The 26343-nt window shown below is 37.5% G+C and carries 18 protein-coding genes; 12 read left to right on the top strand and 6 right to left on the bottom strand.

Going from position 1 to position 26343, the window contains the following annotated elements; all coding sequences use genetic code 11:
* Positions 1-8: 8 nt before the first annotated feature.
* The gene (locus CYTFE_RS0120500) at positions 9-4937 is read left to right on the top strand and encodes a DNA repair ATPase (protein ID WP_211238196.1); all 4929 of its coding nucleotides are present in this window, start codon (positions 9-11) and stop codon (positions 4935-4937) included.
* 56 nt (positions 4938-4993) lie between these two features.
* On the opposite strand, the gene CYTFE_RS0120505 is transcribed toward CYTFE_RS0120500, so the two are convergent.
* Together CYTFE_RS0120505 and CYTFE_RS27485 are read right to left on the bottom strand one after the other, a co-directional pair.
* Positions 4994-6835: a tetratricopeptide repeat-containing sensor histidine kinase gene (locus tag CYTFE_RS0120505; RefSeq protein WP_027473347.1), complete on the bottom strand. Its 1842-nt coding sequence runs from the start codon at positions 6833-6835 to the stop codon at positions 4994-4996.
* An 84-nt stretch (positions 6836-6919) separates the two neighbouring features.
* Positions 6920-7294, bottom strand: coding sequence for a hypothetical protein (locus CYTFE_RS27485; RefSeq protein WP_052343334.1), 375 nt, complete (start codon positions 7292-7294; stop codon positions 6920-6922).
* A 373-nt stretch (positions 7295-7667) separates the two neighbouring features.
* Here CYTFE_RS27485 and CYTFE_RS0120515 point away from each other — a divergent pair, with 373 nt between their 5' ends.
* The 11 genes from CYTFE_RS0120515 to egtD all read left to right on the top strand — a co-directional run bounded on the left by CYTFE_RS0120515 (position 7668) and on the right by egtD (position 19532).
* A complete protein-coding gene (locus CYTFE_RS0120515) occupies positions 7668-8228 on the top strand; it encodes a DUF6134 family protein (protein ID WP_152541820.1) in 561 nt (186 codons plus the stop codon).
* 10 nt (positions 8229-8238) lie between these two features.
* Positions 8239-9030 carry a sulfite exporter TauE/SafE family protein gene (locus CYTFE_RS0120520; RefSeq protein WP_027473349.1) on the top strand — a complete coding sequence of 264 codons (792 nt, stop codon included), beginning with the start codon at positions 8239-8241 and terminating at the stop codon, positions 9028-9030.
* Positions 9031-9038: 8 nt separating this feature from the next.
* The gene (locus CYTFE_RS0120525) at positions 9039-9767 is read left to right on the top strand and encodes a phosphatidate cytidylyltransferase (RefSeq protein WP_027473350.1); all 729 of its coding nucleotides are present in this window, start codon (positions 9039-9041) and stop codon (positions 9765-9767) included.
* 21 nt (positions 9768-9788) lie between these two features.
* Positions 9789-10463 carry a diacylglycerol/polyprenol kinase family protein gene (locus CYTFE_RS0120530; RefSeq protein WP_027473351.1) on the top strand — a complete coding sequence of 225 codons (675 nt, stop codon included), beginning with the start codon at positions 9789-9791 and terminating at the stop codon, positions 10461-10463.
* A gap of 208 nt (positions 10464-10671) precedes the next feature.
* On the top strand, positions 10672-11784 hold the full coding sequence (locus CYTFE_RS0120535) for an SDR family oxidoreductase (protein WP_027473352.1): 1113 nt from the start codon (positions 10672-10674) through the stop codon (positions 11782-11784).
* A 125-nt stretch (positions 11785-11909) separates the two neighbouring features.
* Positions 11910-12506 carry a CDP-alcohol phosphatidyltransferase family protein gene (locus tag CYTFE_RS0120540; RefSeq protein ID WP_027473353.1) on the top strand — a complete coding sequence of 199 codons (597 nt, stop codon included), beginning with the start codon at positions 11910-11912 and terminating at the stop codon, positions 12504-12506.
* A 9-nt stretch (positions 12507-12515) separates the two neighbouring features.
* Complete coding sequence (locus tag CYTFE_RS0120545) at positions 12516-14963, top strand: DUF5686 and carboxypeptidase-like regulatory domain-containing protein (RefSeq protein ID WP_027473354.1); 2448 nt, start codon at positions 12516-12518, stop codon at positions 14961-14963.
* Between the two features lie 24 nt (positions 14964-14987).
* Positions 14988-15782: an SDR family oxidoreductase gene (locus CYTFE_RS0120550; protein ID WP_027473355.1), complete on the top strand. Its 795-nt coding sequence runs from the start codon at positions 14988-14990 to the stop codon at positions 15780-15782.
* Positions 15783-15867: 85 nt separating this feature from the next.
* Complete coding sequence (locus CYTFE_RS0120555; protein ID WP_027473356.1) at positions 15868-16923, top strand: VOC family protein; 1056 nt, start codon at positions 15868-15870, stop codon at positions 16921-16923.
* 265 nt (positions 16924-17188) lie between these two features.
* Complete coding sequence (locus tag CYTFE_RS0120560) at positions 17189-18490, top strand: rhodanese-like domain-containing protein (RefSeq protein ID WP_027473357.1); 1302 nt, start codon at positions 17189-17191, stop codon at positions 18488-18490.
* A gap of 40 nt (positions 18491-18530) precedes the next feature.
* On the top strand, positions 18531-19532 hold the full coding sequence (gene egtD, locus CYTFE_RS0120565) for an L-histidine N(alpha)-methyltransferase (protein ID WP_052343335.1): 1002 nt from the start codon (positions 18531-18533) through the stop codon (positions 19530-19532).
* An 8-nt stretch (positions 19533-19540) separates the two neighbouring features.
* Here the strand turns inward: egtD and CYTFE_RS32190 are convergent, their stop codons facing one another.
* The 4 genes from CYTFE_RS32190 to CYTFE_RS0120585 all read right to left on the bottom strand — a co-directional run bounded on the left by CYTFE_RS32190 (position 19541) and on the right by CYTFE_RS0120585 (position 26301).
* The gene (locus tag CYTFE_RS32190) at positions 19541-21835 is read right to left on the bottom strand and encodes an NADP-dependent malic enzyme (protein ID WP_027473359.1); all 2295 of its coding nucleotides are present in this window, start codon (positions 21833-21835) and stop codon (positions 19541-19543) included.
* A 277-nt stretch (positions 21836-22112) separates the two neighbouring features.
* The gene (locus CYTFE_RS0120575) at positions 22113-22991 is read right to left on the bottom strand and encodes a hypothetical protein (RefSeq protein WP_027473360.1); all 879 of its coding nucleotides are present in this window, start codon (positions 22989-22991) and stop codon (positions 22113-22115) included.
* 113 nt (positions 22992-23104) lie between these two features.
* Complete coding sequence (hydG, locus tag CYTFE_RS0120580) at positions 23105-24538, bottom strand: [FeFe] hydrogenase H-cluster radical SAM maturase HydG (protein WP_027473361.1); 1434 nt, start codon at positions 24536-24538, stop codon at positions 23105-23107.
* Positions 24539-24756: 218 nt separating this feature from the next.
* Positions 24757-26301 carry a M56 family metallopeptidase gene (locus CYTFE_RS0120585; protein ID WP_027473362.1) on the bottom strand — a complete coding sequence of 515 codons (1545 nt, stop codon included), beginning with the start codon at positions 26299-26301 and terminating at the stop codon, positions 24757-24759.
* Positions 26302-26343: the final 42 nt, after the last annotated feature.

A 26343-nucleotide genomic window follows, 5' to 3' on the forward strand; every position in this document is an offset into this window, starting at 1 on the left:
TTCTATTTGTGGTTAAAACATTAATGATGGCAACTATTCCTAACGATACCGAAAATGTATCCAACGAACCTCAGTTGGAACAAGGAACATATGAGATAATACGAAACCGATTAAATCAGCATGGTCAGGAACTTGAAAAACGGCTTTTACAGCTGAATGAAGAAAGGAAAAGTGTCTTTGGTTCCATAGAGACTGCCCTGATAGGTAGCTCGCGAATCTCTACTGTGAATAACTGTATTCCTTCAGATATGGTTTCGGTAGGTAGTTCTTTTATCTTTGGTTATAATGTACTGATAGGTTTAAAAAGTGAGGTGGATATAGCGGATGTGTTCAGTGTATATGAATACAATTCAAAGGAGCATAATTTTAAACAAGGATCTATCGACCTGATTGTGTCCGATGAGTTTGTCAAGGATTTTAAAAATTTATATAAATATTATAAGGAAACTCGTTTTGTAAAATTTGGTAGAAGAGGAACTTCCTTGTTTTTTGTATTTCGGACTGGTAAAGGAAAGTTTGATATTAAAACATTTAAGTTTTTGGTAAAGGGGGATACTTTAACGTATGTGGATAATCGTAGTGATCACGAGTTTGTTTTTCCCGATCAGCATGAGTTTTCTTGGATCCGAACCACCCGGGATATGCATGTGAAGGGGGCGTTTTCTCATATTTCAATTGAAGACCAAATCTTTGTGGAAACAACAGATGGAGACCTGACTATTAAAATAGAAAATAACACGGATTCTGGTTTAGGTATTTATGCCGAGGAAGTGGAGAATAAAACCCAGACACTGGATGATGCTGAGTTTTATTATGCTATTATCGATAACTTGATTGTTTTAAAGATAAAGCCATATCAAGAAGAAAAATTCCGCTATATCGTTTATAATAAGAAAGTACAAGAGGCTGTGAGAATTGATTCTTTGGAAGACTCGTGTGTATTATTACCTGATAACCATGGTTTGATTTTTGCTAATGGATATTATTTGCAAACAGGTGAAATAAAGATATTTGATAGCGATTTGAGAGGGATGACCTATTTGCGTCGAATTCCTTCGCCCAATGGAGAGGGTTATTTGTATGTTTTTTACAGTCAATTATTGGGTAAGTATGTGATGTTGTCATATAATTTAATTTCACAGCAAGTTGAAACGCCTATCATCTGTAATGGTTATTCTTTGTTTGAAAATGGTGAACTGTGTTATTTTAAGACAGATGGTACTCCTAAAAAGCATCATGTTTTGCAAATATGGAAAACGCCTTACCTGGACAGTAACTATCAATCAGAGTTAGAATCTAATGAAACATCCTTTCTTTACAAAGTGGGAAATAAGGATATTGTTCGGGGGATGTCGGAATGTAATGAAGTGTTGAAACTGATTCATAAAGAAGATAGTTACGCGAATCTTTATTTTGATATTCAGAAGGCAGCTGGTGATATTTTGGATACCTATTATTGGATTGGCAACAAGGAGATGTTTAGTCTTCAGGATCCTTTGGAAGGTATTAAAGAGACTGCTCATAATGCTATCGAAGAATATGAAAAGGTAGTTAGTATCAAGAAAAATTCGGCAGGGGAAGTGGCTCGAGTGATGGAGCTGATTGATTCTGTTACGAAAAAAATTAAGCTGACATCTTTTTCTTCTATCAATGCGTATGTGGATGTGTTGGCTTCGCTTCGTACCTTGCGTGGAGAAACTATCTCACTCAAAGAACTGCGCTATGTTGATGTAGCTCGTATTGAAAGTGAAGAAGAAAAATTGGAAGTGTTTAATCATGATATTTCCAATGACTGTGTTCAGTTTCTACTGAAACCGGAAGCCTTGCGGCCTTATGATAGTAAGGTTGAAGAGCTGAAAACAAAAATTCAGGAAGTGAAGAAAGTGGTGAAGGCCAATGAGATTGAAGAAAAGTTGACTCAAACTTCGGCTGAGTTGGAAATGCTCATTGAGATTGTCAGTAATCTAAAAATTGATGATGCCACAGAAACCACTCGTATCATTGATAATATTTCAACTATTTATTCTAGCTTTAATCAGGTAAATGCAGCATTGAAGCGTAAGCGGAAAGAACTACTGAGTTTGGAAGGAACCGCTGAGTTCAATGCGCAAATAAAGCTGATTAGTCAAGGTCTTACTAATTACTTGGAGCTTTCAGATTCTCCGGAAAAGTGTGTGGAATTTCAAACGAAGCTCATGGTTCAGATTGAAGAGTTGGAAGGTAAGTTCTCTGAGTTTGATGAGTTTATTGATAAAATAGCAACTAAGCGCGACGAAATATATAACTCTTTTGAATCGAAAAAAATTAGTTTGGTAGAAGCCCGTAATAAACGAGCTAATACTTTATTTCAATCGTCCGAACGGATATTAAAGGCCATACAAAATAGGGTGAGTAAGTTTACTGATGTAAATGAAATTAATGGTTACTATGCTTCCGATTTAATGATCGAAAAGATTCGGACAGTGGTCAGCGAATTGATTGAACTGGAGGACTCAGTAAAAGCAGATTCTATTCAGAGTCAGTTGAAAACCATTAGGGAAGAGGCCATTCGTCAGTTAAAAGACAAAACAGAACTGTTTGTGGATGGAGAAAATATTATTCGTTTTGGAGAGCACCATTTTTCGGTGAATACACAACCTTGTGAATTAACCATGGTGTATAAGGGCGACGAAATGTTTTTTCACCTCACAGGAACTAACTTTTATGAGCATGTTGATGATAAGCAGTTCTATGATTTTAAAGATCTGTGGGATCAGAGTATTCCTTCTGAGAATAAAGAAGTTTATCGGGGCGAATATCTTGCTTACAAGGTGTTTGAAAAATGTCAGCAGGAATTTAATGGTAATTTGATTTCCCTTAGAGAAGAGGAGATACTTAGCTATATCCGTGAGTTCATGGGACAGCGTTATAATGAGGGCTATGTAAAAGGGGTGCATGATATGGATGCTCTTATTATTGTAAAAGAGCTAATAGAGCTAATTAAAACAGCCGGTTTGTTGAAGTATTCAACTCAGGCGCGTGCTTGTGCTGTTCTGTTCTGGAATAAATTTGCTTTGGCAGAAATGAAGGAAAGCTATTATAAGCAGTTAAAGGGTGTAGGTGCCTTGTTAGAGGTGTTCCCCGATGCACAGGAATTTAAGTATATTGTGGATGGCTTAACTAGGCATATTCGTGATTTTGTTGAAGAAACAGCTTTGTTTAACCCTATTTATGTGCAGGAAGCTGCTGAGTATTTTTTTTATGAGGTAATTGTAGATGAAAATTTTGTTATAGATAGTGAGGCTGCAGGTTTGTATCAATCTTTTCTTTCCTTCTTGAAAGATAAAAAGGCCGTTGCGAATTATCAGCAGTCAGTGGAAGAGTTAGATAAAGAGCCTGTTGCTCAATTTAAGTTGATACAGAAATGGTTGCGGGCTTTTGTGGAAAATTCCAGTCACGATGGAAAATACCAGTACGTGGATGAAGTGGCGGTGTTGTTAATGCTTCATTGTTTTGATAAAAATAATGTGATTAAGGCTACATTACGAAAAGAGTTGATGGGAATGCAGGGAACACATGGTGTTTTGAACGAAGGAAAATATGCATTTGATTATAATCAATTTATTGCGAAATTGAAGGCTTATGAAATAAATACGGCTTCTCGTTTTGTGACCTTCACGGAGGTGAAAAAACAATTGATTCGAGACTTTGAAGAAGAATTGCGTTTGCAAGAGTTTAAACCAAAGGTGCTGTCTTCCTTTGTACGTAATAAATTAATAGATCGGGTTTACTTGCCTTTGATAGGTGATAATCTGGCCAAGCAATTGGGGACAGCTGGAGAAGGTAAACGTACCGACTTGATGGGAATGCTCTTGTTGATTTCTCCTCCGGGATACGGAAAAACTACCTTGATGGAGTACATTGCCAGTAGACTGGGTATCATCTTTATGAAGATTAATGGTCCCGCCATAGGTCATGAAGTCACTTCCTTGGATCCGGATGAGGCAGGTAATGCCAGTGCTCGTGAGGAACTAAAAAAGCTAAATCTATCCTTTGAAATGGGAGACAATGTGATGATTTATCTGGATGATATACAACATTGTAATCCGGAATTTTTGCAGAAGTTCATTTCTCTTTGTGATGCTCAACGTAAAATTGAAGGGGTATATAAAGGGCGAAGCAAAACTTACGATTTTCGGGGAAGAAAGGTGTGTGTGGTGATGGCTGGAAATCCATATACAGAAAGTGGAGATAAATTTCAGATTCCGGATATGTTGGCCAACCGTGCTGACATTTATAATCTGGGAGATATTTTAGGAGATACGGCTGATGTGTTTAATATGAGTTATATAGAGAATTCTCTTACCTCCAATAAGGTGTTGAATCAACTGGCAGCCAAGAGTCATAATGATATTTATCCATTGCTTAAATTAGCCGACTCAGGAAGTATGGATGGGTTAGAATTGGAAGCCAGTCATAGCCAAGGACAAATCAATGATTATGTGAATATCCTGAAAAAGTTGATGATCATTCGGGATGTGATCTCAAAGGTGAATCAGCAATATATTGCATCGGCAGCACAGGCTGAAGAATATAGAACAGAGCCTCCATTTAAGTTGCAGGGTTCTTATCGTAATATGAATAAGATCACCGAAAAGGTGGTAACCATCATGAATGATGAGGAGTTGGAAACTTTGATTATGTCACATTATGAGGGAGAGTCGCAAACCTTGACTGCAGGAGCCGAAGCTAATATGTTGAAATTTAAAGAAATTGTGGGTAAGCTGTCGGAGGAAGAAGCAAAGCGGTGGGAAGACATAAAAGCCACATTCCGTAAAAATCAGAAATTAAAAGCAGGAGGTAACAACCAAACGGCACAGGTGTTAGAGGGTATGGAAAATGTGACGGAGAGTATTCATCAGGTTTCAGAAACATTAAGAAAGTGTATGGGCAAGTGATGTCATGGAGCCAATAAGAAAGATGGAGTCTGTTGTGTGAGGTGTGGTATTTATTATTATTTTTTGTTATTCTCGAAGATGATGGTGAAACAAGTTCCTTTGTTAAGTTTACTGTCAACGGATATGGAGGCTCCACTGTTTTTAATAAATTCACAAACCAACTGAAGTCCTAAACCTACACCTTTTTCGTTTTGGGTGCCATAGGTGCTATTTATTATCCTGGAATTAAGGAAGCTATCTTTTTGTTCTGGCGTCATACCTTTGCCTGAGTCCGCAATTTTTAGTGCCACTTTATTATTTATAACTGCGGTAGAAATGGTTACCGTACCTTGTGGCGCCGTGAATTTAATGGCATTGTTGATCAGGTTTCGGATGGTGATGCCCAGCTTGGCTTGGTCATTAATTGTAGTTAACTCTGGATCGATGTGGGTGCGAATATCGATTTGTTTTTTGGAAGCCACATGATGTAGGTGTTGAATTTCTGTGAGAACGGCCTCCTTCAGGTTGATGGCTGTTGGTAATATTCTTACCGTTTCCATTTGGTATACTCCCCATTGTAATAAATTGTCCAGTAAATCCAATAGGTTAGCAGAGGATGATAACATTTCCTGAGAAATCATTATAAGCTGTTCTACTTCGTTGTTTTTTGCACAAATTTCGATTATCTCAGAGTAGCTGTGAAAGGTAGCCAAAGGGCTCCTTAAATCGTGTGATAATATGGAGAAAAACCTATTTTTTGTAGCGTTGGCTATTTCGAGTTCTTTACGTTGTTCTTCTAATTTTAGATTGGTACGTTTGCGTTCTTTGTTAGTTTTGATACCAAAGAAACTAAGTACCAATAATAAACTCAATACAGAAACAGATAAAGCTGTGACTGTAATGTATCGTTCCTTTTCTTCTTTTTCTTTGTCTACCTCTTTTTGCTTTTGGGCAACTAAGTATTTGGTATTGAATTGGGCTATTTTACGTATGGTTTCTTCATTATTAATGCTGTCGCGGTACCTTACGTATTGTTTGTGGTGGAGGTAGGCCTTTTTATAATTTTTTTTTACTTGGTAAATATCAGATAAGCGCAGACAGGCATCACGCATTTGTTCTATTAGCCCATACTCTTCTGCCAAATGAAGACTTTTGTGAGCTATTTGTTCTGCCTTATTGTATTGTCCTTTTTTTAAGTAGATATGGGCTAAACCATCCAAATAAGAAGAAGTGGCATAGTTATCGTTTTGAAGTGCTAATATTTCAATAGCTTTGTTTAGGAGGAGTTTGGCACTGTCCAGTTTGTTTTGTGCGGTATATACAAGACCAATGTTACCTTGAATGTAGGCGAGAGTGCTGTTCGTGAGTGAGTCATTTTGGTAATGTGCAGCCAAATTAAAATGATGTAATGCATCATTTAATTTATTTGTATGGCGATATAGTTCGCCTAGGTTTATATGCGCAATGCTTATTTTTAAAGAGTCTTCTAGCACTTTTAATCGAGCAATGGCTTTTAAGTAGGAATGCTCAGATAGTTGGAAATCGCGATTGTTCTCATAAATGCCTGCTAGTTTTAATAGGCAGGTGGCTATTCCACTTTTACTATTTGATTGGGTGTAAAGCTTTTTTGCCTCTAATAGGGAAGCGATAGCTTTATCTAATTTGCCCATTGCTGCATACGGATATGACTCTAAAAATTTAGATGCTGCTTGATTTTGTAAATCTCCGAATTTAATACTGTGTTGATAGGCTAAAATAGCGTATTTTAAAGCTGTTTGTGGATGGTTCGCAGCATATGAAATGTTATAACATAACTGGTAAGCCAAGGAGTCGTTTTTATTATTCCAAGAAGTTCTTTCGTATTTGTAAATTAAACTATCTACATAACGACTTTCTCCCCAAACATTGGTTTGCAGCATCCAAATAATAAATATGTATAATGTGGTTCTAATGATTGTATGGTATAAATGACATGGACAATGGCTAAGTCATGTGCGAAACAATTAATGGGTAGGTGGTTTAACTTTCACTTGAGGATCATCCGTATATACAACTCCGTCTTTATATCTGAAATCAACATTATACGAAGCTTTTTCAAAGGCTTGGTTAGAGACTATTGCTTCCCAATCTGTTGTGCCCTCAATACTATGTGGCTTTTCAGAATAAATATTAGGGCTGCCTACTTTTTTATAAATATCAACAATTTGAATAATATCACTGTCTTTGTCTAACGTCCAGGTGATCTTGCTTCCTGGGTTTACTTCTGATGTGATTGATTTTTCGTGTATATGTCCTTCATTGTCTTTTAAGTGAAGGATTATTTTTCCATCATCGTGTATAATGGCTTTTAGTTTGATGATTACATGTTTTGACTCCATTCGATTGTTTTGATAGGTGAAAAATATTAGAAACGAATATATACTAAAAAGTTTGATTTTGTGTCTCATATCTGCGGGAATTATTCTGTGATGTTATTCTGCCAATAGAAGAATAGCCATTAATCATGATTGTTATTGACTATTTCGGTGATGGATTTTACCATTTCGTCCTTAATTTCTATAAATAAAATATGCTCAATATTACATTTGTTGTATATTAAGTTATTGTTAACAGTCGATTTGGTAAAACATTATTTGAGTACTTCATTTGTTTTTACTGTGGTATTTTTAATAATAACCGATGTATTTGTATATGACACTGGGTAATATGAATCAAGTGAAAAAATGTTTGACTTTGCTGTGCTGTTTTATAATGGTGAATCAGATTTGGGCACAAGGTAATAAGAGGTCAATAAAGTATAATATCAAGGCTTTAGGTATGAATCTAGGGCAGTTTTCTGTACTGCAAAATAGTCAGGGCGGAAGGGTAAGTATAGAGGGAGTTACGGATGTGGAAGTGAAATTGTTTTTTACATATCAGGTGAAGTATATTCAAAAAACAATTCATGAAGATGGTCGGTTGGTGAGTTCTCATCTGCAAACTATGAAGAATGGAAAGGTTAACTCCGACACTTGGTTAATTGCCGATACAAATAATTATATCCTTATTCAGGAGGGTGATACCTCCTTGATTCATGATGATATTAGTTATACTGGAAGTTTACTGTATTTCAATGAACCGGTACATGCTAAGTTTTTGTATAAAGAAAAAAGTGGAGAGAAGCGGGGAGTAAGAGTCATTGGGGAGCATAAATACGCATTGGTCAATGATGAAGGAAAAACAACGCACGAATATACTTTTAAAGATGGAATAATGGTATATGCCAAGATTAAGTATCCGCTGGCAGATATACATTTAGAATATTGTCAATAGACCAGGAAATATGATTTTTCATTCAGCTATAGAACCTATCTATTTTTTACTGCCAGTCATTGGTCTGGTGGTTGGTTTATTTGCAACAGTGCTGGGTGGAGGAGGCGGATTTTTCTTTCTCCCGGTGTTAACTTTGGTGTTGGATGTTCCGGCCCAAACGGCGGTTATAACTTCGTTGGTTGCTACCCTACCCATAGGATTCGTAGGGGTGTTGGGACACCATAAAAAGGGAAACGTAGATTTTAGAATGGGGGCTGTTTTTTCAATTTTTGGTGTCGTGGGCGCCTTCGCGGGTGCCTATTATACCAGTAAAATTGATACGGAGCTTCTTCAACATTGCTTTGGAATATATACTTGGTTTTTAGCAATTAATATAATATATGGCTCGCTTAAGAAAGTTAAAAATAATGACGTGGGTGTAATGAATCGCAACGACTATACAAGAAATATAAAATCTGCATTGTTCGGTTTCTTTGGAGGAACTATTTCTGGGAGTTTTGGCACCAGTGGTACCGGCCCGGTTTTAGCGGGTTTGTTATCTATGCGGATACCTTTGAAAATGGTGATTGGTACTTCTTTATTCATTGTGACCATTAATGCGCTGTCGGCTATAACGGCGCATGTGTTGGTTGGATATATCGATTTGACATTAATCGTTTTTTTAACAGTAGGTTCGTTGATAGGTTCCCTCATGGGGCCAAGACTTATATCTCAAGCCCATACCGATAATAAGGAAGGTATAGCACGGTATATTTATGCACTTGTTTTGGTGGTGATAGGATTGCTCATGGTCATAAAATAAATGATAAGATGATAGAGGTTATATATATAATAATAATTAGTTATTTCATTTTAGGAGGTGTAGGTTTTTATTTTATCAACCGCAATAAGGAGCCAGAAGTGGCGCGTAAGAGTTATGTGAAATTTGCCTCTTATTTTGTGATTATCCATATTCTGTTTTTTAGCATTGTTGTCAATACTTTGTATTTTAGGTATTTAAGTTTTGTGATTGTGGGGGTGGGCTTTTTTGAATTGTTGTATGTTTTTTATGTCAACCAAAGGAAGTATATTTTATTCTATTTGTTCTCGTGTTTAATATATTGTGTTTTAGCATTGGGGATGTTCTTTTTTAGTGTTTTGTCTAAAGAGATTATTTTGTTCGCGTTTCTCATCTTGTCTATTTTTGATAGTTTCAGCCAGATAACTGGACAGATTTGGGGGAAAACAAAGCCATTTCCTGCTATCAGTCCGAATAAAACAGTGGGAGGTATGGTTGGTGGTGGTGTCATCGCTATGGGTAGTTCTTTGTTGCTCAATAATCTTTATAGTGCTTCTTTTTTTCAAACAATCTTATTAGCCTTTGGTATTGTGGTGTTTGCATTAGTGGGTGACTTGGCCGCTTCATTCTATAAGCGAAAGTTTCATGTAAAAGATTATAATCATATCATACCCGGCCACGGTGGTTTTTTGGATCGGTTTGATAGTTTAATAGTTGGGGGAGCCTGGGTTGGCTTCTTTTTTTATGTATTTAGTTTTTAATGGGATAAATATTGAATGATAATGGGAAATATAATGGTAATGTCGGCGATCTATTTTGTTGGGATAGCCTTGCTCTTAATAGCCAATGAATTAGGGTATAGAAAATATAGTATAAAAGGAGAGGTAACTCGAAAAATTGCTCATTTTTTATCAATCATAGCTACCATTCCACTTCCTTATTTGTTTAGTTCTCATTGGTACATATTGGGTCTGGCAATTATATTTTTTGCAGCATTGTATATAACCCAATTTAGCAAACAGTTAAATTCTATTCATGATATAGAGCGTAAATCCATTGGGAGTTATTTATTGCCCCTTTCTATATATGTTATATTTCTCATAGCTAGTTTGTTAGATAATAAGTTCGTTTATATTTTACCCATGCTAATTTTAGCTGTATGTGACCCAATGGCCGCTATTGTAGGCATGAGTGTGAAAAAGAATAACAGGAAGATACGAATTTTTAGTAGGCAGTTTGATAAAACGTGGTTTGGATCAGGTGCTTTTTTTCTTATGAGTTTCATTATAGGGTTAGTTGCCTTGTATTACGTTCGAGATGTATTCGATTTTAAAACAATCTATTTGGCTTTGAGTGTGGCTTTGGCAGGTACTACGGGCGAGTTTTTAAGCTGGAGAGGTTCGGATAATTTATCTATACCATTGTTTATTGTTATTGTTTTGGTTGTGTTACTGTAAATGATATTCGGTTTGATAATGGAAAATAGTAAATAATATAAATATATGAAGCGAGCCGTTGGAATTGTTTAGAGCATAGGTAGATGACTAAGTATGGCGAGTTTTATATGATCATTGAAAAATAAATTTAAACAGATGAAACAGGCATGGTCAGCGCAAATGATTAAATTTTGTATTGGCTAGTGGAGTTTCGCTAATTTTTAAACAGATGAAAAGAATAATCGTTAATGGAGCCAATGGGTATGTAGCCTCTAATTTCATCAATCAATTGTTAATGGATGATTATGAGGTGGTAGCATTGGTTAGGGGCAGTGCTAAAATGTCGGCTGAAGATAGGGTGCATGCAGCTCTCTCTGAGATAAATGGAGGCGTGTTTGATAAGGGAGAAAGGCTTAAAGTCTGTTCATATTCTTTAACGGATGAAAATTTTGCCTTAACCAATGAGCAACTACAAGAAATTTTTAATGGTGTGTTTGATTATTATCATTTTGCAGCGAGCTTAAAGTATGATTTTAAATCAAGGGATCAGATATTTGCTACCAACATTGATGGTGTTAAGAATTCGTTGAAGGTATATAGGAAATATTCCAATGATAATTCGCGTTTTTTCTTTATCAGCACAGCTTATTCTTGCGGTAATCGCGAAGGGTTGTTTCAGGAGAAATTCTATGATAATGAGGAAATTTCGGGTTTTAGAAATTACTACGAGCAATCAAAAAGATTTGCCGAAAATGTTATTAAGGATTCCATTGAAAAAGAGGGTGTAAAGGCGCATATAATCCGACTTTCTCAAGTGGTTGGTAATAGTGATACAGGTGTTACAAATACCGATTATGGTATTTTTGATTTTGCAAAGAGGATGTACGGTCTGGCTCATCGCTATCCCAACGAGACAGTTCGATTGAAGGTAGACCCTCAAGCTACGCAAAATTTGATTCCCATTAATACAGTGGTTCGTTATTTAATGAAAACGGTGCAGTTGGAAGAGGTGCCTGGTATTATGAATTTTATTGCCAAACAATCCGTTAAGAATAGTCATATTATTGGTTGTGTAACTGAACTAATGCCCATTAATATAGTGCCGGTAGTGGAGCTGAAAAAAGAAGAAATGACTTCCATTGAACGATTGGTTTCTGTAGGGATGTCTTTTACTGGGCGTTATGTGGATACGCGTCTTTCTTTTGATACCAGTAACCTGGAGTCTATTGTTGCAGTGGATGATCATATTACCGATGAAGAATCAATTACAAAGATGTTGTCGCATTTTGTGGGTAAATTATCGGTTCATAAAAAAGAGAAGTCCATTAGCGTAGCAAGTTAATATTATACCTTGTTTTATTCAAAGTATGGTCGATGAATCTTGACAGTATGGAATTGTTTCGCACATAAGGAAATGATTTATTTTGGTGAGTTCCATATGGCCTCTGAAAGAAAAATTATTATCATATGAAACAAATATTAGTGAAAGGGGAAAACATATTGAATGTCCCCAATTTAATCAGTCTTTATCGTCTTCTTGTATTTCCAGTCATTATGTACATGGCGCTTACGGAGCAAGAGAATTGGTTTGTTATTTTGCTGTGTATAAGCTTGGTTAGTGATGTGTTAGACGGTAATATTGCGCGCTTTTTTAAGTTGCAAACGCATTTTGGCGCAGCGCTGGATAACTTGGCCGATATATGCACCTATGCCATGGCTTTGTTAGGATTATTTCTGTTTAAATGGACAGAGATAGAACCGCATGCACTGATTCTATATATCTTTTTAAGCTTTTTTGTGTTGAGTTATTTTGTGTCTTTTTTTCGTTTTGGAAAAATACCTGGATTGCATTTGTACTCAGCAGTGTCGGCTGGGTATATACAAAGTATCTTTTTCTTTGTGCTTTTTGTGTTTGGCTTTTATCCTTGGATGTATTATCTGGCAGTAGGTTGGGGTGCCATTGCTTATATGGAAAAGATATTGGTTCTTTTTAAGTTGAAGGACATCGAAATTGGTGTTAAAGGACTTTATTGGATTATAAAAAAAGAAAAAAATAATCAGTAATTGTTTTGTATGAAGTCGAGGGTTTCAGTGGTTATTTTATGCCTTATTTCTTTTACGGGTATCTTTGCGCAAAATATTTCCGGTTTTGTAAAGGAGCAGGGAAGTGATGAGGCTATTCCATTTGCCAATGTATGGATTAAAGGTACCACAGAAGGAATCTTGACAGATGAGAATGGATATTTTGCCATTGAAAACCCAACGAATGATACATTATGTGCTTCGTCTGTTGGGTTTGTTTCAAATGAAGTATTGTTTAAGCGGAATGTGGACCGTACAAAAAATATCTATCTTAAAAAGGATGTACAGTTAATTGATGATGTTACTATTAACGCCAAGATGCCCATTGTAAAGGTAATCTTTAAAAGGATCCAAGCGCATAAGAAGGAAAATAGGGAGCAAATCAATGAGGTAAAAGATTATAAGTCTCTCGAAAATACAACCGTTTATGTGGCTATTGATTCGACAGCTGGCGTAACACGTATTTTTGATGATATCAATGAGGTGACTGTGAAAATGGATCATCAGCAATTAAGATTTTCTCCTATTTACTTGTATGAACAGGCCTTGAGTGTTGAAAATAATAAAGATAGCGTTATTTATAGTAAGAAGGATGGTATATTTCCACGTATAAATCAGGCTATTGAGACTTATGTTCTTCAGAATGTTGCAGTGGATTTAGATTTCTATAAAGAACAAATTTTTATTATGGATAGAGGTTTTATCTCGCCCATAAGTAGCGCTGCAATGATGTACTATAATTTGTATTTTAATGATAGTACCAGGGTCAACAACAAGAAGTATTATCACTTTACTTTTGCGCCTAAAAATAGGTATAACTCTTTGTTTTCTGGTCAGTTTACTGTTGAGGAAGGTAGTTATGCTCTCACGGATATTGTGGCACATATTCCAGGAGAGGCCAATCTGAATTTTATTAATGGTTTCAAGGGGCATGTGCGTTACCAACGTCTGCCCAATGGAAAATGGTTTTATGGTGCCCGACAGGTGGATATTAATATGTCCTTGACGCTCAATAAAGATACTGCCACTGTTTATGATTCGCAACGTGTGAATGAAGTGTCTAGTGGTAATTGGTTGATTAACAAATCAACTGTCTATTCTACTTCAGCACAGTTGGATCATGTAAAGGCAAGTGAGTGGAAGGACCAAACGGCGTTTAAATCCAATCAGTTGGCTGAGAGTACCTATAAGAGAGTTGAGAATTTAAAGGATAACAGCTATGTGAAAGCTGTCGATGCCATTGGAGGTATGGCATTGTCGGGTTATATGAATGTGGGCAAACTAGATATAGGTCCAGTCTTTGATATTTACAGTACCAATACCATAGAAGGAACGCGTTTAACGGTTCCTCTTAGAACCAGTGAAAAGATGTGGGAAGATTTTTATGTGGGTGGTTTTTTAGGTTATGGAACTAAAAATAAGGAAGTGAAGCATGGTGTGAATGTGGCTTATAGACCACTTCTTGATGACAAGTTTATTCTTCGGTTGGCTTATAGTAATGATTATAATTTGGTTTCTCAGGATAAGTTTTTACGTTTTGTCAAAAATAATCCAAATACAAAAGGCAATAGTAACTTTATTGCTGCTTTTACGACAAAGGAGAAAAATCCATATCTTAAAGAAGAAAAGAGTGTTGAGCTGCGTGTGGAGTATAATGCCGAAAATGATTTTCATGTGGAGATATCTCCATATTATCTAAAAAGTTATCATACACCAGCGGTTACATTTCAAAAGAATGGAGTGATGTTTGACAATTATAGTAACTACGGTGTACTGACTAATTTTAGATATGCTTTTGGACAGGATTATGATTTGTATTTCTTTAATCGTGTGTACTATGCAACGCCCATACCTATCGTCAATTTGGGTTTCGATCTGGGACAAGCTTTGTTGCCTGGTGGAAAGATGAGTAAAGCAGGATGGTATGGGCAGATTCATGGTTCAGTACAAGGCCGTTTGATAATGGGACAGGTGTTTATGAACTATATGCTCAATGGTGGTTATTTGTTTGGAGATGCACCATATGACTTACTGGATCAACCGGTTGGTTCTATGTCTTTGGGCTATGCCAAATATCGTTTTAACTTGCTGCACCACGCTGCCTTTGCACATAATATCTATGCGAATACGCATTTTCATATTAATGGTGGGGGGCTCATTTTGAACCGGATACCTCTTATCCGAAAGTTAAAGCTGAGAGAAGTGGTTTCTTTTAAAGGTCATTATGGAAGAATAACTGACTCTTATTCGGGGGTTTTTGATTTGCCAGGGTATTATTCAAATGATTCGAACACACCTTATGCCGAAATAGGATTCGGCTTAACCAATATATTTAAAGTGTTGCGAGTAGAGTATGCGCGATTGGTGGGAAGTGCATATGAGGGGAAAAGTTATACGGATAAAAATGGGATATTCTTTAGAGCTGAAATGAGTTTTTAATAGCGAATAGCAATAGAGCCAAAAATGAAAGATCTAAAAGATAAAGTAGTATGGATTACAGGGGCATCTTCAGGAATAGGTGAGGAGCTGGCTTATGCTTTGGCACGAGAGGGAGCACGTCTGGTGTTAACGGCTCGTAATAAAGCGCAAATTGAAAAAGTAAAAAGCAAATGTTTGTTGCATACTTCTTATTGTTGGATACAGTTGATGGATTTGTCAAAGGTAGAGCAAATAGATAGTGCCGTGAAAGAAGTGCTTGAACAGACAGGAAAGATAGATGTATTGATTAATAATGCAGGCAGAAGTCAGCGTTCGCTGGCCAAACACACACCACTGGGTATTGACAGAAGTATTATGGAGCTCAACTTCTTTAGTATGGTGGCTTTAACAAAGTCTGTTTTGCCATCGATGTTGCATCACGGAAGTGGACATATAGTGGCGGTGAGTAGTATAACGGGAAAGTTTGGATTTCCTTGGCGTACCGCTTATGCAGCCTCAAAACATGCGGTGCAAGGTTTCTTTGAGTCGTTGAGAGCTGAACTTAATCAGGATCATATTCATGTTACTATTGTTTCCCCAGGAAGAATTAAAACAGATATTTCATTAAAGGCGCTGACCGAGAATGGACAAGCGTATAATATAATGGATAAGGGACAGCTCAATGGAATGGGAGCTGATGCCTGTGCCAGGCAGATTGTGAAGGCGATTAAAAAAAATCGAAAAGATATATTGGTGGGACGTCAGGAATTGGGGATGGTATATATACGTAAATTATGGCCGTCATTATATCATCGTTTGGTTTTAAAAATAAAGAACTGATAGTAGAACAAGAACGTAATATAAAAAAACCTGCATATCCGGTTCATATTGATATGGGGTGTATGGGTTGTTAATTTTTAAACATATGGAAAAAAATATATGTGGAATCCAGCAAATTGGAGTAGGTGTTAAGAATGCCAAAGAAGCTTGGAAATGGTATCGGAGCGCTTTTGGAATGGATATTAATGTTTTTGAAGATACGGCTGTTGCAAAATTAATGCTTCCGTACACCAATGGTCAACAATGTGAGCGTTATGCTGCATTGGCCATGAATATGGAAGGGGGCGGAGGATTCGAAATATGGCAACATACGGGTATTGAACCTAAGAAACCGGTATTTGATGTGCAGTTAGGTGATTGTGGTATTTTTATAGCGAAAATGAAATGTAGAAATGTGCATCGGGCTTTTGAAAAACATCGCGAAATGGGTGTGAACATATTGGGTGCTTTATCAGAAAACCCCGTGGGGCAACTCCATTATTTTATGAAGGATCCTTATGATAATATCTTTGAGGTGGTGCATGATACAGATAATTATATGAATCAGAAATCATTAACCGGAGGAAATGCAGGTGCTGTGATTGGGGTGTCTGATATTGAAGAAGCTAAAAAGGTGTACCTGGATATTCTTCAATATAATGAAGTGATTTATGATAAGTCGGGTGTTTTTGAAGATTTTAAGGAGCTGCCAGGTGGAGATCAAAAATATCGTCGGGTACTGTTAAAACATAAACCAAGAACAGGTCCTTTTAGTAAGTTGTTGGGACCTACACAAATAGAGCTTGTTCAGGCACTGGAGCGAAGACCGCGAAAGATATTTCAAAACCGTATCTGGGGTGAGTTGGGTTTTATTCATTTGTGTTTTGATATCATGGGCATGGAGGCTTTAAAGGAAGAATGTAAAGTAAAAGGATTTCCTTTTACGGTTAATAGTGCCGATAGCTTTGATATGGGAGTGGCCGCTGGGCACTTCTCCTATATATCAGACCCGGATGGAACACCCATTGAATTTGTTGAAACCCATAAGTTGCCCATAGTGGAAAAATTGGGATGGTATATGAATCTTAAAGGAAGAAATCCCAAAAAATCATTGCCTAACTGGATGATTAAGACGCTTTTATTCAGTAGGGTGAAGGATTGAGAGCTGCAGTTTTCTGTGTAGAGTGAATTTACAATGGATATATAATGGCATATGCTGAGAATCATCAGTGTATGCCATTTTTTTTTGGGGCGTTTTCTGGTTATTACGTAGAGGGGGTGTGTTTGGAATTTCTGTTTTAATCCGGATGATGCATTGGAACATCGTAATGATTTTTCTAGTGCTTTTTTTAGTTTAATGGATTAAATAATTGACTTATAGTGGTTTTTTTTCTTACATTGAAGAGGAACATTAAAACTTCTATTTTATGAATCCCATTCAATTTGTTTCTACAGAACAGCTCAGTCAGAGTCTAGATGATCCTAATATTAAACTTATCGATATCCGTCCTGTAGATGCCTATAATGGTTGGCGGCTTATGGACGAAGAAAGAGGAGGACACATAAAAAACGCCAAGTCTCTACCTTTTAAATGGATCAGTTATATGGATTGGATTGAAGTGGTTCATGCAAAACAGATCCGTTGGGATCAGCGAATAATTATTTATGGTTACTCCGATGAAGAATGTGAGAAGGTGGCGTCTTTGTTTCAAAAAGCTGGTTATGATGATGTCAGTATCTATTCACATTTTCTATCGCAATGGGTTCGTAACGCCCAGCTTCCTATGCAACATCTTGCCAGATATCAGCAACTGGTTTCTGCGGAGTGGGTAAAGGAAGTGGTGGACGGTAAAGTGCCACACACACATCCCGGAGGCAATACCGTTATCTGTCATTCGCATTACAGAAACAGAGAAGCCTACCTGAGTGGTCATATTCTTGGCGCTATTGATATCGATACTTTGTCTTTGGAAGCACCTGAAACATGGAATCGGCGATCTCCGGATGAATTGAAAAAGGCCTTAGAGGAACATGGTATTACTTCTGAAACGACAGTTATTTTGTATGGTAAATTCATGTGGCCGGATAATGGTGATGAGTTCCCGGGAAGTGCAGCAGGGCATATTGGAGCAATTCGGAATGCCTTTATTATGTTGTATGCAGGAGTTAAAGATGTGCGTGTGCTCAATGGAGGTTTTCAAAGCTGGAAGGATGCTGGTTTCGAAATAAGTAGAGTGGATGAACCCAAGAAGAAAGTGGTAGATTTTGGGGTTGATATTCCTGCTCAACCACAATTGGCTGTTGATGTGCCTGAAGCCAAAAAGATGATCGAAGCGGATGATGCAGATGTTGTTTGTGTGCGAAGTTATCCTGAGTATATAGGTCAGGTAAGTGGTTACAATTATATCAAAAAAAAGGGCCGTATTCCCGGGGCTATATTTGGTAATTGCGGTTCGGATGCATATCACATGGAAAACTACCGTAATGTTGATCATACCACACGTGAATATCATGAAGTGGAAGAGCAGTGGAAAGAGTTAGGTATTACGCCGGATAAGCATTTGGCTTTCTATTGTGGAACAGGCTGGCGAGGTAGTGAAGCCTTTTTTAATGCTTGGCTGATGGGGTGGCCTAGGGTATCCGTTTATGATGGTGGATGGTTTGAGTGGAGCAATGATCCTGCTAATCCTTATGAAACGGGTGTGCCCAAGGAAGTGTCGATATTATAATTGTACCCCCATGTAATATAGCTTAAAAAGGAGATTGGTTATGAGTGTTAATGATGAGGTTTTGTTAATTCATGAGTTTGTTGAGAATATTAAAGTCCTGCATAAGGATGCCAGGCAACAAGTCATTGAAGAAATACGCGAAGGTTTAAGTGCTCCCCAAAAATATATAGCACCTAAGTTTTTTTATGATGAGATAGGCTCTGAGTTATTTGAAGAGATTACTCACCTTCAAGAGTATTATCCAACCCTTACGGAGAAAAAAATTATATCAGGACTTTATCCTGATCTAGGTATTGATTTTCGTGGTTTAAATGTGATTGAGCTGGGTAGTGGAGATCATTCCAAAATAAATCTTTTGTTGAGTCAAGTACCAAAGAAGATATTGCCGACCATAAGGTATTATCCCATTGATATCAGTAAAACGGCCATTATTCGAGCAACGAGTCATTTAAGTTTGCAATTGCCAGATTTGAAAGTATCCGGAGTGGTGGCTGATTTTATACATCAGTTGCCACAACTGTCCTTTCCCGGACGTAGCTTGTTTTTGTTTTTTGGGAGTACAATAGGTAATCTTCTGCCGTCTGAAATGAAGGCATTTATGGAAGATATATCCTCCATAATGCAGCCAGGTGATTATTTATTAATGGGTATGGATTTGGTGAAAGATATTTCTGTACTTGAGAAGGCCTACAATGATTCTAAGGAGATAACAGCAAAATTTAATAAAAACGTGTTACGTGTGATAAACAAGCTTACCGGAAGCGATTTGTGTAGCCATCAATTTAAGCATAAGGCTTTTTTTAATGAAAAAATGAGTCGTATTGAAATGCATTTGGAGGCGAAAGTAAGCATGTGCATGGATTTTCCTTTGTTAAATAAAAGGGTTCAATTTAAAGAAGGAGAAACCATTCATACAGAAAACTCGCATAAATTCACCAAGGAATCCATTAAAGTAATTGCAGAGCTTGGATGTCTCCATCTAGAAAATATTTTTATGGACGAAAAAAAATGGTTTAGTTTAGCTTTATGCAGCAAACGATAGGTGGCGCTTTATTGTGAGCTATCCAATGTTGATTTAATTTGTGCATCAACGGTGGCAATGGTAATCATATTGAGTATCTCACGTACAGAACTGCCCATTTGTAAAATATGCACAGGTCGTTTCATGCCAAGAATGATAGGACCTATCGCTTCACCACTCTTCATTACCTGTAATAATTTGTAGGCGATGTTAGCGGATGTGAGTGTTGGGAAAACCAGTACATTGGGTTCGTTTCCTATTAAATCAGAAAAGGGGTAGTTTTCCTTTAATTCGTCCTGATTAAATGCAAAGTTGGCTTGTATTTCTCCGTCGGATATAATCTCGGGATAGTTTTGTTTCATCAAAGCTGCAGCTTTGCGGACCAATGTGGGTTCTGCATCGTCTGATGAGCCAAAGTTTGAGTAGGCTAAGAATGCTACTTTAGGCTCTATGTTCATCATTTGTTTGACGGCTTTGGCTGCCTGGTAGGCAATGTCAACCAGTTCTTCTGATGTAGGCTTGGGGATCATGGTTGTGTCAGTGAAGAAAAGAGGACCACGTTTGGTAAGCATCAGGTACATGCTGGATACTTTTTGCCCAGGGCCATTGGTGCCAATAATCTGGAGTGCAGGTTTGATTGTTTGGGTGTATTTTCTGCTGATACCTGAAATAATAGCATCGGCCTCTCCGGTTTCCACCATCATACAACCAAAGTAGTTGCGTTTCTTCATCTCATTGTAGGCTTCGTACGGGTTGTATCCTCTTCTTTGTCGTTTGTCGAAAAAGAATTTTCCGTAGCGCTCCACTATGTGAGCTGATTCTTTGCTTTGAGGATTGATTATTGCTGTGTCATGTAGTTCTAACTGGTGTTTTTCTATCAAGGCTTTAATTTTATCTTCATCACCCAATAAAATAGGATGGGCAATGCCTTCATCCATGGCAATTTGGGCAGCTTTTAAAACCCGGTAATCTTCGGCTTCGGCAAAAACAATTCTTTTGGGGTGCTGTTTGGCTTTGTTGGTTAAACGACGTATGATCATGTCGTCATGTCCTAGCCGCTTAACTAAGCTGACTTTGTATGCATCCCAATCTGTAATAGGATTTTTTGCTACTCCACTGTCCATTGCGGCTTTTGCAACTGCAGGTGCAACAACGGTTAATAGTCTTGGGTCAAGCGGCTTGGGGATGATGTAGTCACGCCCAAAAGTAATATTGTCTTTGTTATACGCTTTTATGACCACCTCGGGTACTGGTTCGCGAGCTAGCTCAGCTAATGCTTTTACGGCAGCTAGCTTCATGGCCTCGTTAATTTCGGTAGCTCTCACATCCAAGGCACCTCTAAATATAAAAGGAAAACCCAATACATTGTTCACCTGATTAGGATGGTCGGAGCGGCCAGTAGCCATGAGTACATCATCGCGGGTAGCCATGGCCAGGTCGTAGGCAATCTCAGGATCCGGATTGGCCAGGGCAAAAACAATGGGATTGGGTGCCATGGATTTAAGCATCTCAGGTTTCATTACATTTCCTTTGGATAATCCGAGAAATACATCGGCATTCACAAGTGCATCTTCTAGTTGCCATAGGTCCTGGTCGGTTGCAAATTCCTTTTTTGAGGATACTAAGTCTGCCCTGTCGGAACGGATAACTCCCTTGGAATCGCAAATTACAATGTTCTTCTTACGAACTCCCAGTTCTATTAATATTTTGGTGCATGAAATAGCAGAAGCACCTGCTCCCGATACAACGACCCTTACTTCATGTGATTTTTTGTTTACCAGTTTTAAAGCGTTCAGCATGGCTGCTCCGGATATGATGGCTGTTCCGTGCTGGTCGTCGTGCATAATCGGTATATTAAGCTCTGCTTTTAACCTTCTTTCAATTTCAAAGCAGTCCGGGGCTTTTATATCCTCCAGATTGATGCCGCCAAAGGTAGGTTCCAAAGCTTTTACAACGGTAATGAATTCTTCGATATTGGTGGAGTTTATTTCCAGATCGAATACGTCTATTCCTGCAAATATTTTAAAGAGCAGCCCTTTTCCTTCCATTACAGGTTTGGATGCTTCGGGACCAATATCTCCAAGTCCTAAAACTGCTGTTCCGTTTGAAATGACGGCTACTAAATTTCCCTTGGCCGTATATTTATATACATCATCCACATTAGCAGCAATCTTTCGGCAGGGCTCGGCTACTCCCGGCGAATAAGCCAGCGCCAAGTCTCGCTGTGTCTTGGTTGCTTTTGTGGGAATGACTTCAATCTTTCCAGGTGTACCTTTGGTATGGTAGTCCAATGCATCTTGGATTCTGATTTTTGAGTCGGCCATAGTAGTTGTTTTAGATATGAAATTAAAAATAAAGATTTTACTTCAGGTATTCAATGAGTAAGATCAATTGTTTTCCATACCAAAACAATAGAATTTAATAAAGGTTTAGAATAAACACTTTTCAATAATTGCTTATAAACGAGTGGATTTAGCTATTATATTGTTAATCAGAAAATTTATTACGAAGTTCTAATGCATCATTTGGGTATGAAACAGGGATGGTTTGAAAACCATTTGCGTATTTGCTTTTGTGTCACAATGTTTTTGAGATACTTATTTAATTTTGTGTTCCTGCATTTCCTATTTTATATTCGTAATTGCCAATTGTTACGGTGGATGATGAGGAACAGTCGGCAATTTGATCCTCATTTTCGTCTACAAAATAGTTGATATTTATATCTGGACTGTTGTCAATATAGACATCAACAATGCCACTTTTGATATAGGGGCAGATGGGTGCTACTTCCAAAGGGTTGTTATCGCGTATGGTAAGTAGGTAAGTAATGCCGTTAGAGCATATTCCGGATTGAACCCCTTCTATTAAATATGAATCATCCCAAATATTCAAAGGTGTATCGTCACCTGTTATGCAGGTGCGTGTGGTTTGTTGTTCAAAATGAAGTACCTGTCCTTGTTCATTGGTCACTTGGCCGTTACTCACTTCTACTTTAAAAACTAAATGTCCGTTGCTATCTTTTCCTAGGTTATTAACGGTATGGATACCTTCAATCTGATGATCATTTTGAAAGTAATTCTCGAAAGTGGCAATGTACTTCGATCCCTGTTGATTGAACCATGTGTTTTCAAGTTGAATATGTATTTTCCCTTTTCGTACCCTTCCATCAAGCCCTAGTGTTCCATTGGTACCGTAGTCTACCGTTATGGATAATGGGAAGGTAGCTAAGTCACTTGGTGAATAGATAATATCCGGACCTGTAATGGATTTTGTATTATTGTCTTCTTTGTTCTCAGAATATGAAACTACATAATCACAAGCGTTATTAACTCCTTGGAAATGGCGGGCTGCCTGTGTGTAGTCGGTCATTGCATCAATTGCTTCCACCGTGCTAATGGATGCATTTTCGGTTTCTATCTGGTCGCAATTATATACACTTAATCCTATGGCAACCGTACTTAACAATAGTTTTGTCTTCATTCTAAAGAAATTATTAATGCAAGTTCTACGAAGAATTATATTTTAGGTTTCCTTAGTGACTATTTTTGTGCTATATGCCGATTATGATGGGAATGTGAAGTTAGCCTGATGTGTTAAAAGTATAAATCACGTTTTCCTTTTTTTATCTTTTCCAAACGTTTTATTAGTTTTTCTTTGAAGTGAATATCTTCATAGGCCTCGAGTTCTTTTTCGATGAGTTGATATCCTTTTGTTTTGGTTTTTTGGGGTGCGTAATCCTCTAAATACTCTGCCAGAGTGAGGATGGCATTAGGTTGACAAAAACGTTTTATAAAACCGGGAACTGAAAATTCCATAAAATGTTCTCCGGTTCTGTTTAGTCGGTAGCAAGCGGTGCAGAATGACGGAATAAAACCGTTGTCTACCAGCTCTTCCATTATTTCATTGAGGGAGCGCTTGTCTTTTATTTCAAATTGTTCTTTGTCAATGTTTTGTTGTTCATCGTCCTTAGAATATCCTCTCATTTCAATATTTGTACCACCATCAATTTGTGAAACACCATATTGAAGCACTTCGTCCCGGATATGCGCCGGTTCCCGAGCAGTGAGTATGAGTCCGGTATAAGGAACGGCCAGCCGTAGTATGGCCACTAATTTGGTGAAGTCTTCATCAGAAACGATCCACCGCGGATCCATTTCAATACCAGATGCATCTTGTATTCTTGGGAAAGAGATGGTGTGTGGACCCACATTAAACACCGCTTCAAAGTGGTTTACATGACGAATCAAACCCATTATTTCGTAACGCCAATCATAAAGTCCGAGCAATGCTCCAATGCCCAGATCATCAATGCCTCCTTCCATGGCTCGGTCCAAGCCTGTAATGCGCCAGTCGTAATCTCGTTTGAGCCCACTTTTATGTACCTTTAAGTAGGTTTCACGATGGTAGGTCTCTTGAAATATCTGATAGGTTCCAATGCCTGCTTCTTGAACGATTCTAAATCCATCAATATCCAAAGGAGCTGCGTTGATATTAACACGTCTTATTTCTCCGTTTTTATGCTTAACCGAATATACCGTTTGAACCGATTCTGCTATGAAATGTGCATTGTATTTGGGGTGTTCTCCATATACGAGGATGAGGCGTTTGTGGCCGGCATCTTCCAATGCAGTTACCTCTTGTTTTAGATCATCACTAGTGAGAGTTGTTCTTTTTTGGGCTGTATTCTCGGCTTTAAAGCCACAGTAGGTGCAGTTGTTGATGCACAGGTTACCTATGTAAAGCGGTGCAAAAAGAACGATTCTTTTTCCGTAAATGTTTTGCTTTAAGGTTTTGGCTGCGTCCTTAATTTCTGCGACCAATGTGGGGTCATTGGCATTCACCAAAAGGGCTGTGTCGAATAGAGAGAGTCGTTGCTTGTTCAATGACTTCTGAATGATAGTTTTTACTTGTTCTTGGGTGGGATTTCTTGTGGCTTCTAATATCTCAATGATTTCGTCGTGATCGATAAAATTCTTCATCGACTCATCTTTGATTTTATATTCTTGGGGATGGTAAATTATAGACATGTTTTTGCGTTCGCGGTTAACTGGTGCAAAATTAAGGTCTTTTGCCGATAAAGTGCTATTACAGGGCTTATTTGTTTGTTGATTATTGAAAAAAGGATGAGAAGAGGTGATTTTCTCACCGGTTAGTGTAGTTACTAACCGATGAGTTTTATTGTTTTATGCCACACGTATTGTTTTGGGCGTTTTCTGTACGATCGTTATTTTATATGGTTTGTCTTTTATTTTTCATATCCAGTTGCGTGAACTTCTTCTGTCTTTACAGGTGTAGATTTGTTGGAGGAAGATTCTTTTGACTGAATAAGTATGACGCCATTTTTGCCTTCTACACCATATTTTTGTGTGGCTTGTTTGTCTTTAAGTATGTTAATGGATGCAATGTTTTCGTTGGAAATTTTGATCAACTCAGCTTTTGTTATTTTTTTTCCATCTAAAATAACTAATGGATCTATGTCTTTTAAAGTGTTTTCATCCATTAAATTACTTTCGCTATTGTCATTTATTTGTAATTTAAAATTAATAGGGATGGTATATGATACTTTCACTGCTTTTCCCTTGTGGATTCCAGGCTTCCACTGAGGCATTGAGCTGACGACTCTGAGTGCTTCTTCATCTATGGACTGATGGACCCCTCGGGCTATATTGACATCTGTAACATAGCCTTCTTCATCAACAATAAACTTAACATAAACGTTACCCTGTATATTATTTTCCTGGGCATACACCGGGTATTTCACTTTTTGGGCTATGAATTCTCTAATCGCCTGATCGCCACCTGGAAATTTTGGTATGGAGTCAGTAATAAAGTATACGCGGGTGGAATCTCCCAGTATATAACTGTTATTGTTGGATGTTGATTTTAAGCTCAGGATATCTTCAGTATTTTCTATGTCGGAGCTTAGTTCGTTGTCACATGCAAAAAAGAACCCTACGCCAGCGATCATTAATATGGCTGTAATGGTTTTTACCAATGCTTTGTTTGTAAGAATTTTATTTGTCATCATTTTGAATCGTTTTTTAGTAATTGATTGATTAAAGTTGTTGACAGGCAGTAATTGGGCCCCAGTGGCCTGACATAACAACAGTTTTTTGTAAGAGCCGATTGTTGTTCCTTTTTGTAATACAGAATGGTCGGCTTGAAATTCGTGCAACTCCTTTAGCAAAATCTTTATTAACCAGGCAAAGGGGTTGAACCATTGAACAATGAGAAGAGTCTCAAACAGTAGTACATCCAATGAATGTCGATGTTTGATGTGTGCCATTTCATGAACCATAATTTTATTCAGATCGTCATCGGAATAGCGTGATCGGTTGATGAAAATGATATGAAAAAACGAAAAAGGATTGAATTTGCCAGATAAGTCGGCTATTCTTAGTCCTTTATATTTATGCCAAGTTGCTTTTTGTGATAATCCACCCAATTGAATGATGCTCCATAGTAATCTGGTTACAAGGAAAATGGAACCTATCCAATACAGCCAGGCGAAAGATTTATTTTCGGCAATTACCGGAACAACCATTTTACGCATGTCCTCTGAAAATACGTTTACTGAATCGAGTAGTACTACAATATTAGATGTTTCTGTATTTACCGTGTAAAAAGAGATATGAACTAAGGGAATGGTAGATGCCAATAGTAATGAGAATAATAAGAAAAATCTATTGAATTTAAAAAGAGGTTCGTAGTGTAGTACAAAGCGATAAAATAGGGTTAATATTCCCAATATTATCGAGGCCTCTATTAGGTAACTGATGAAATTTTCCATTGATTAAATTTGATTCATTTAGTTTTGATCATTGGGATCTTA

Origin of the sequence: Saccharicrinis fermentans DSM 9555 = JCM 21142 (assembly GCF_000517085.1) — a bacterium.
In the GTDB taxonomy this organism is placed as follows: domain Bacteria; phylum Bacteroidota; class Bacteroidia; order Bacteroidales; family Marinilabiliaceae; genus Saccharicrinis; species Saccharicrinis fermentans.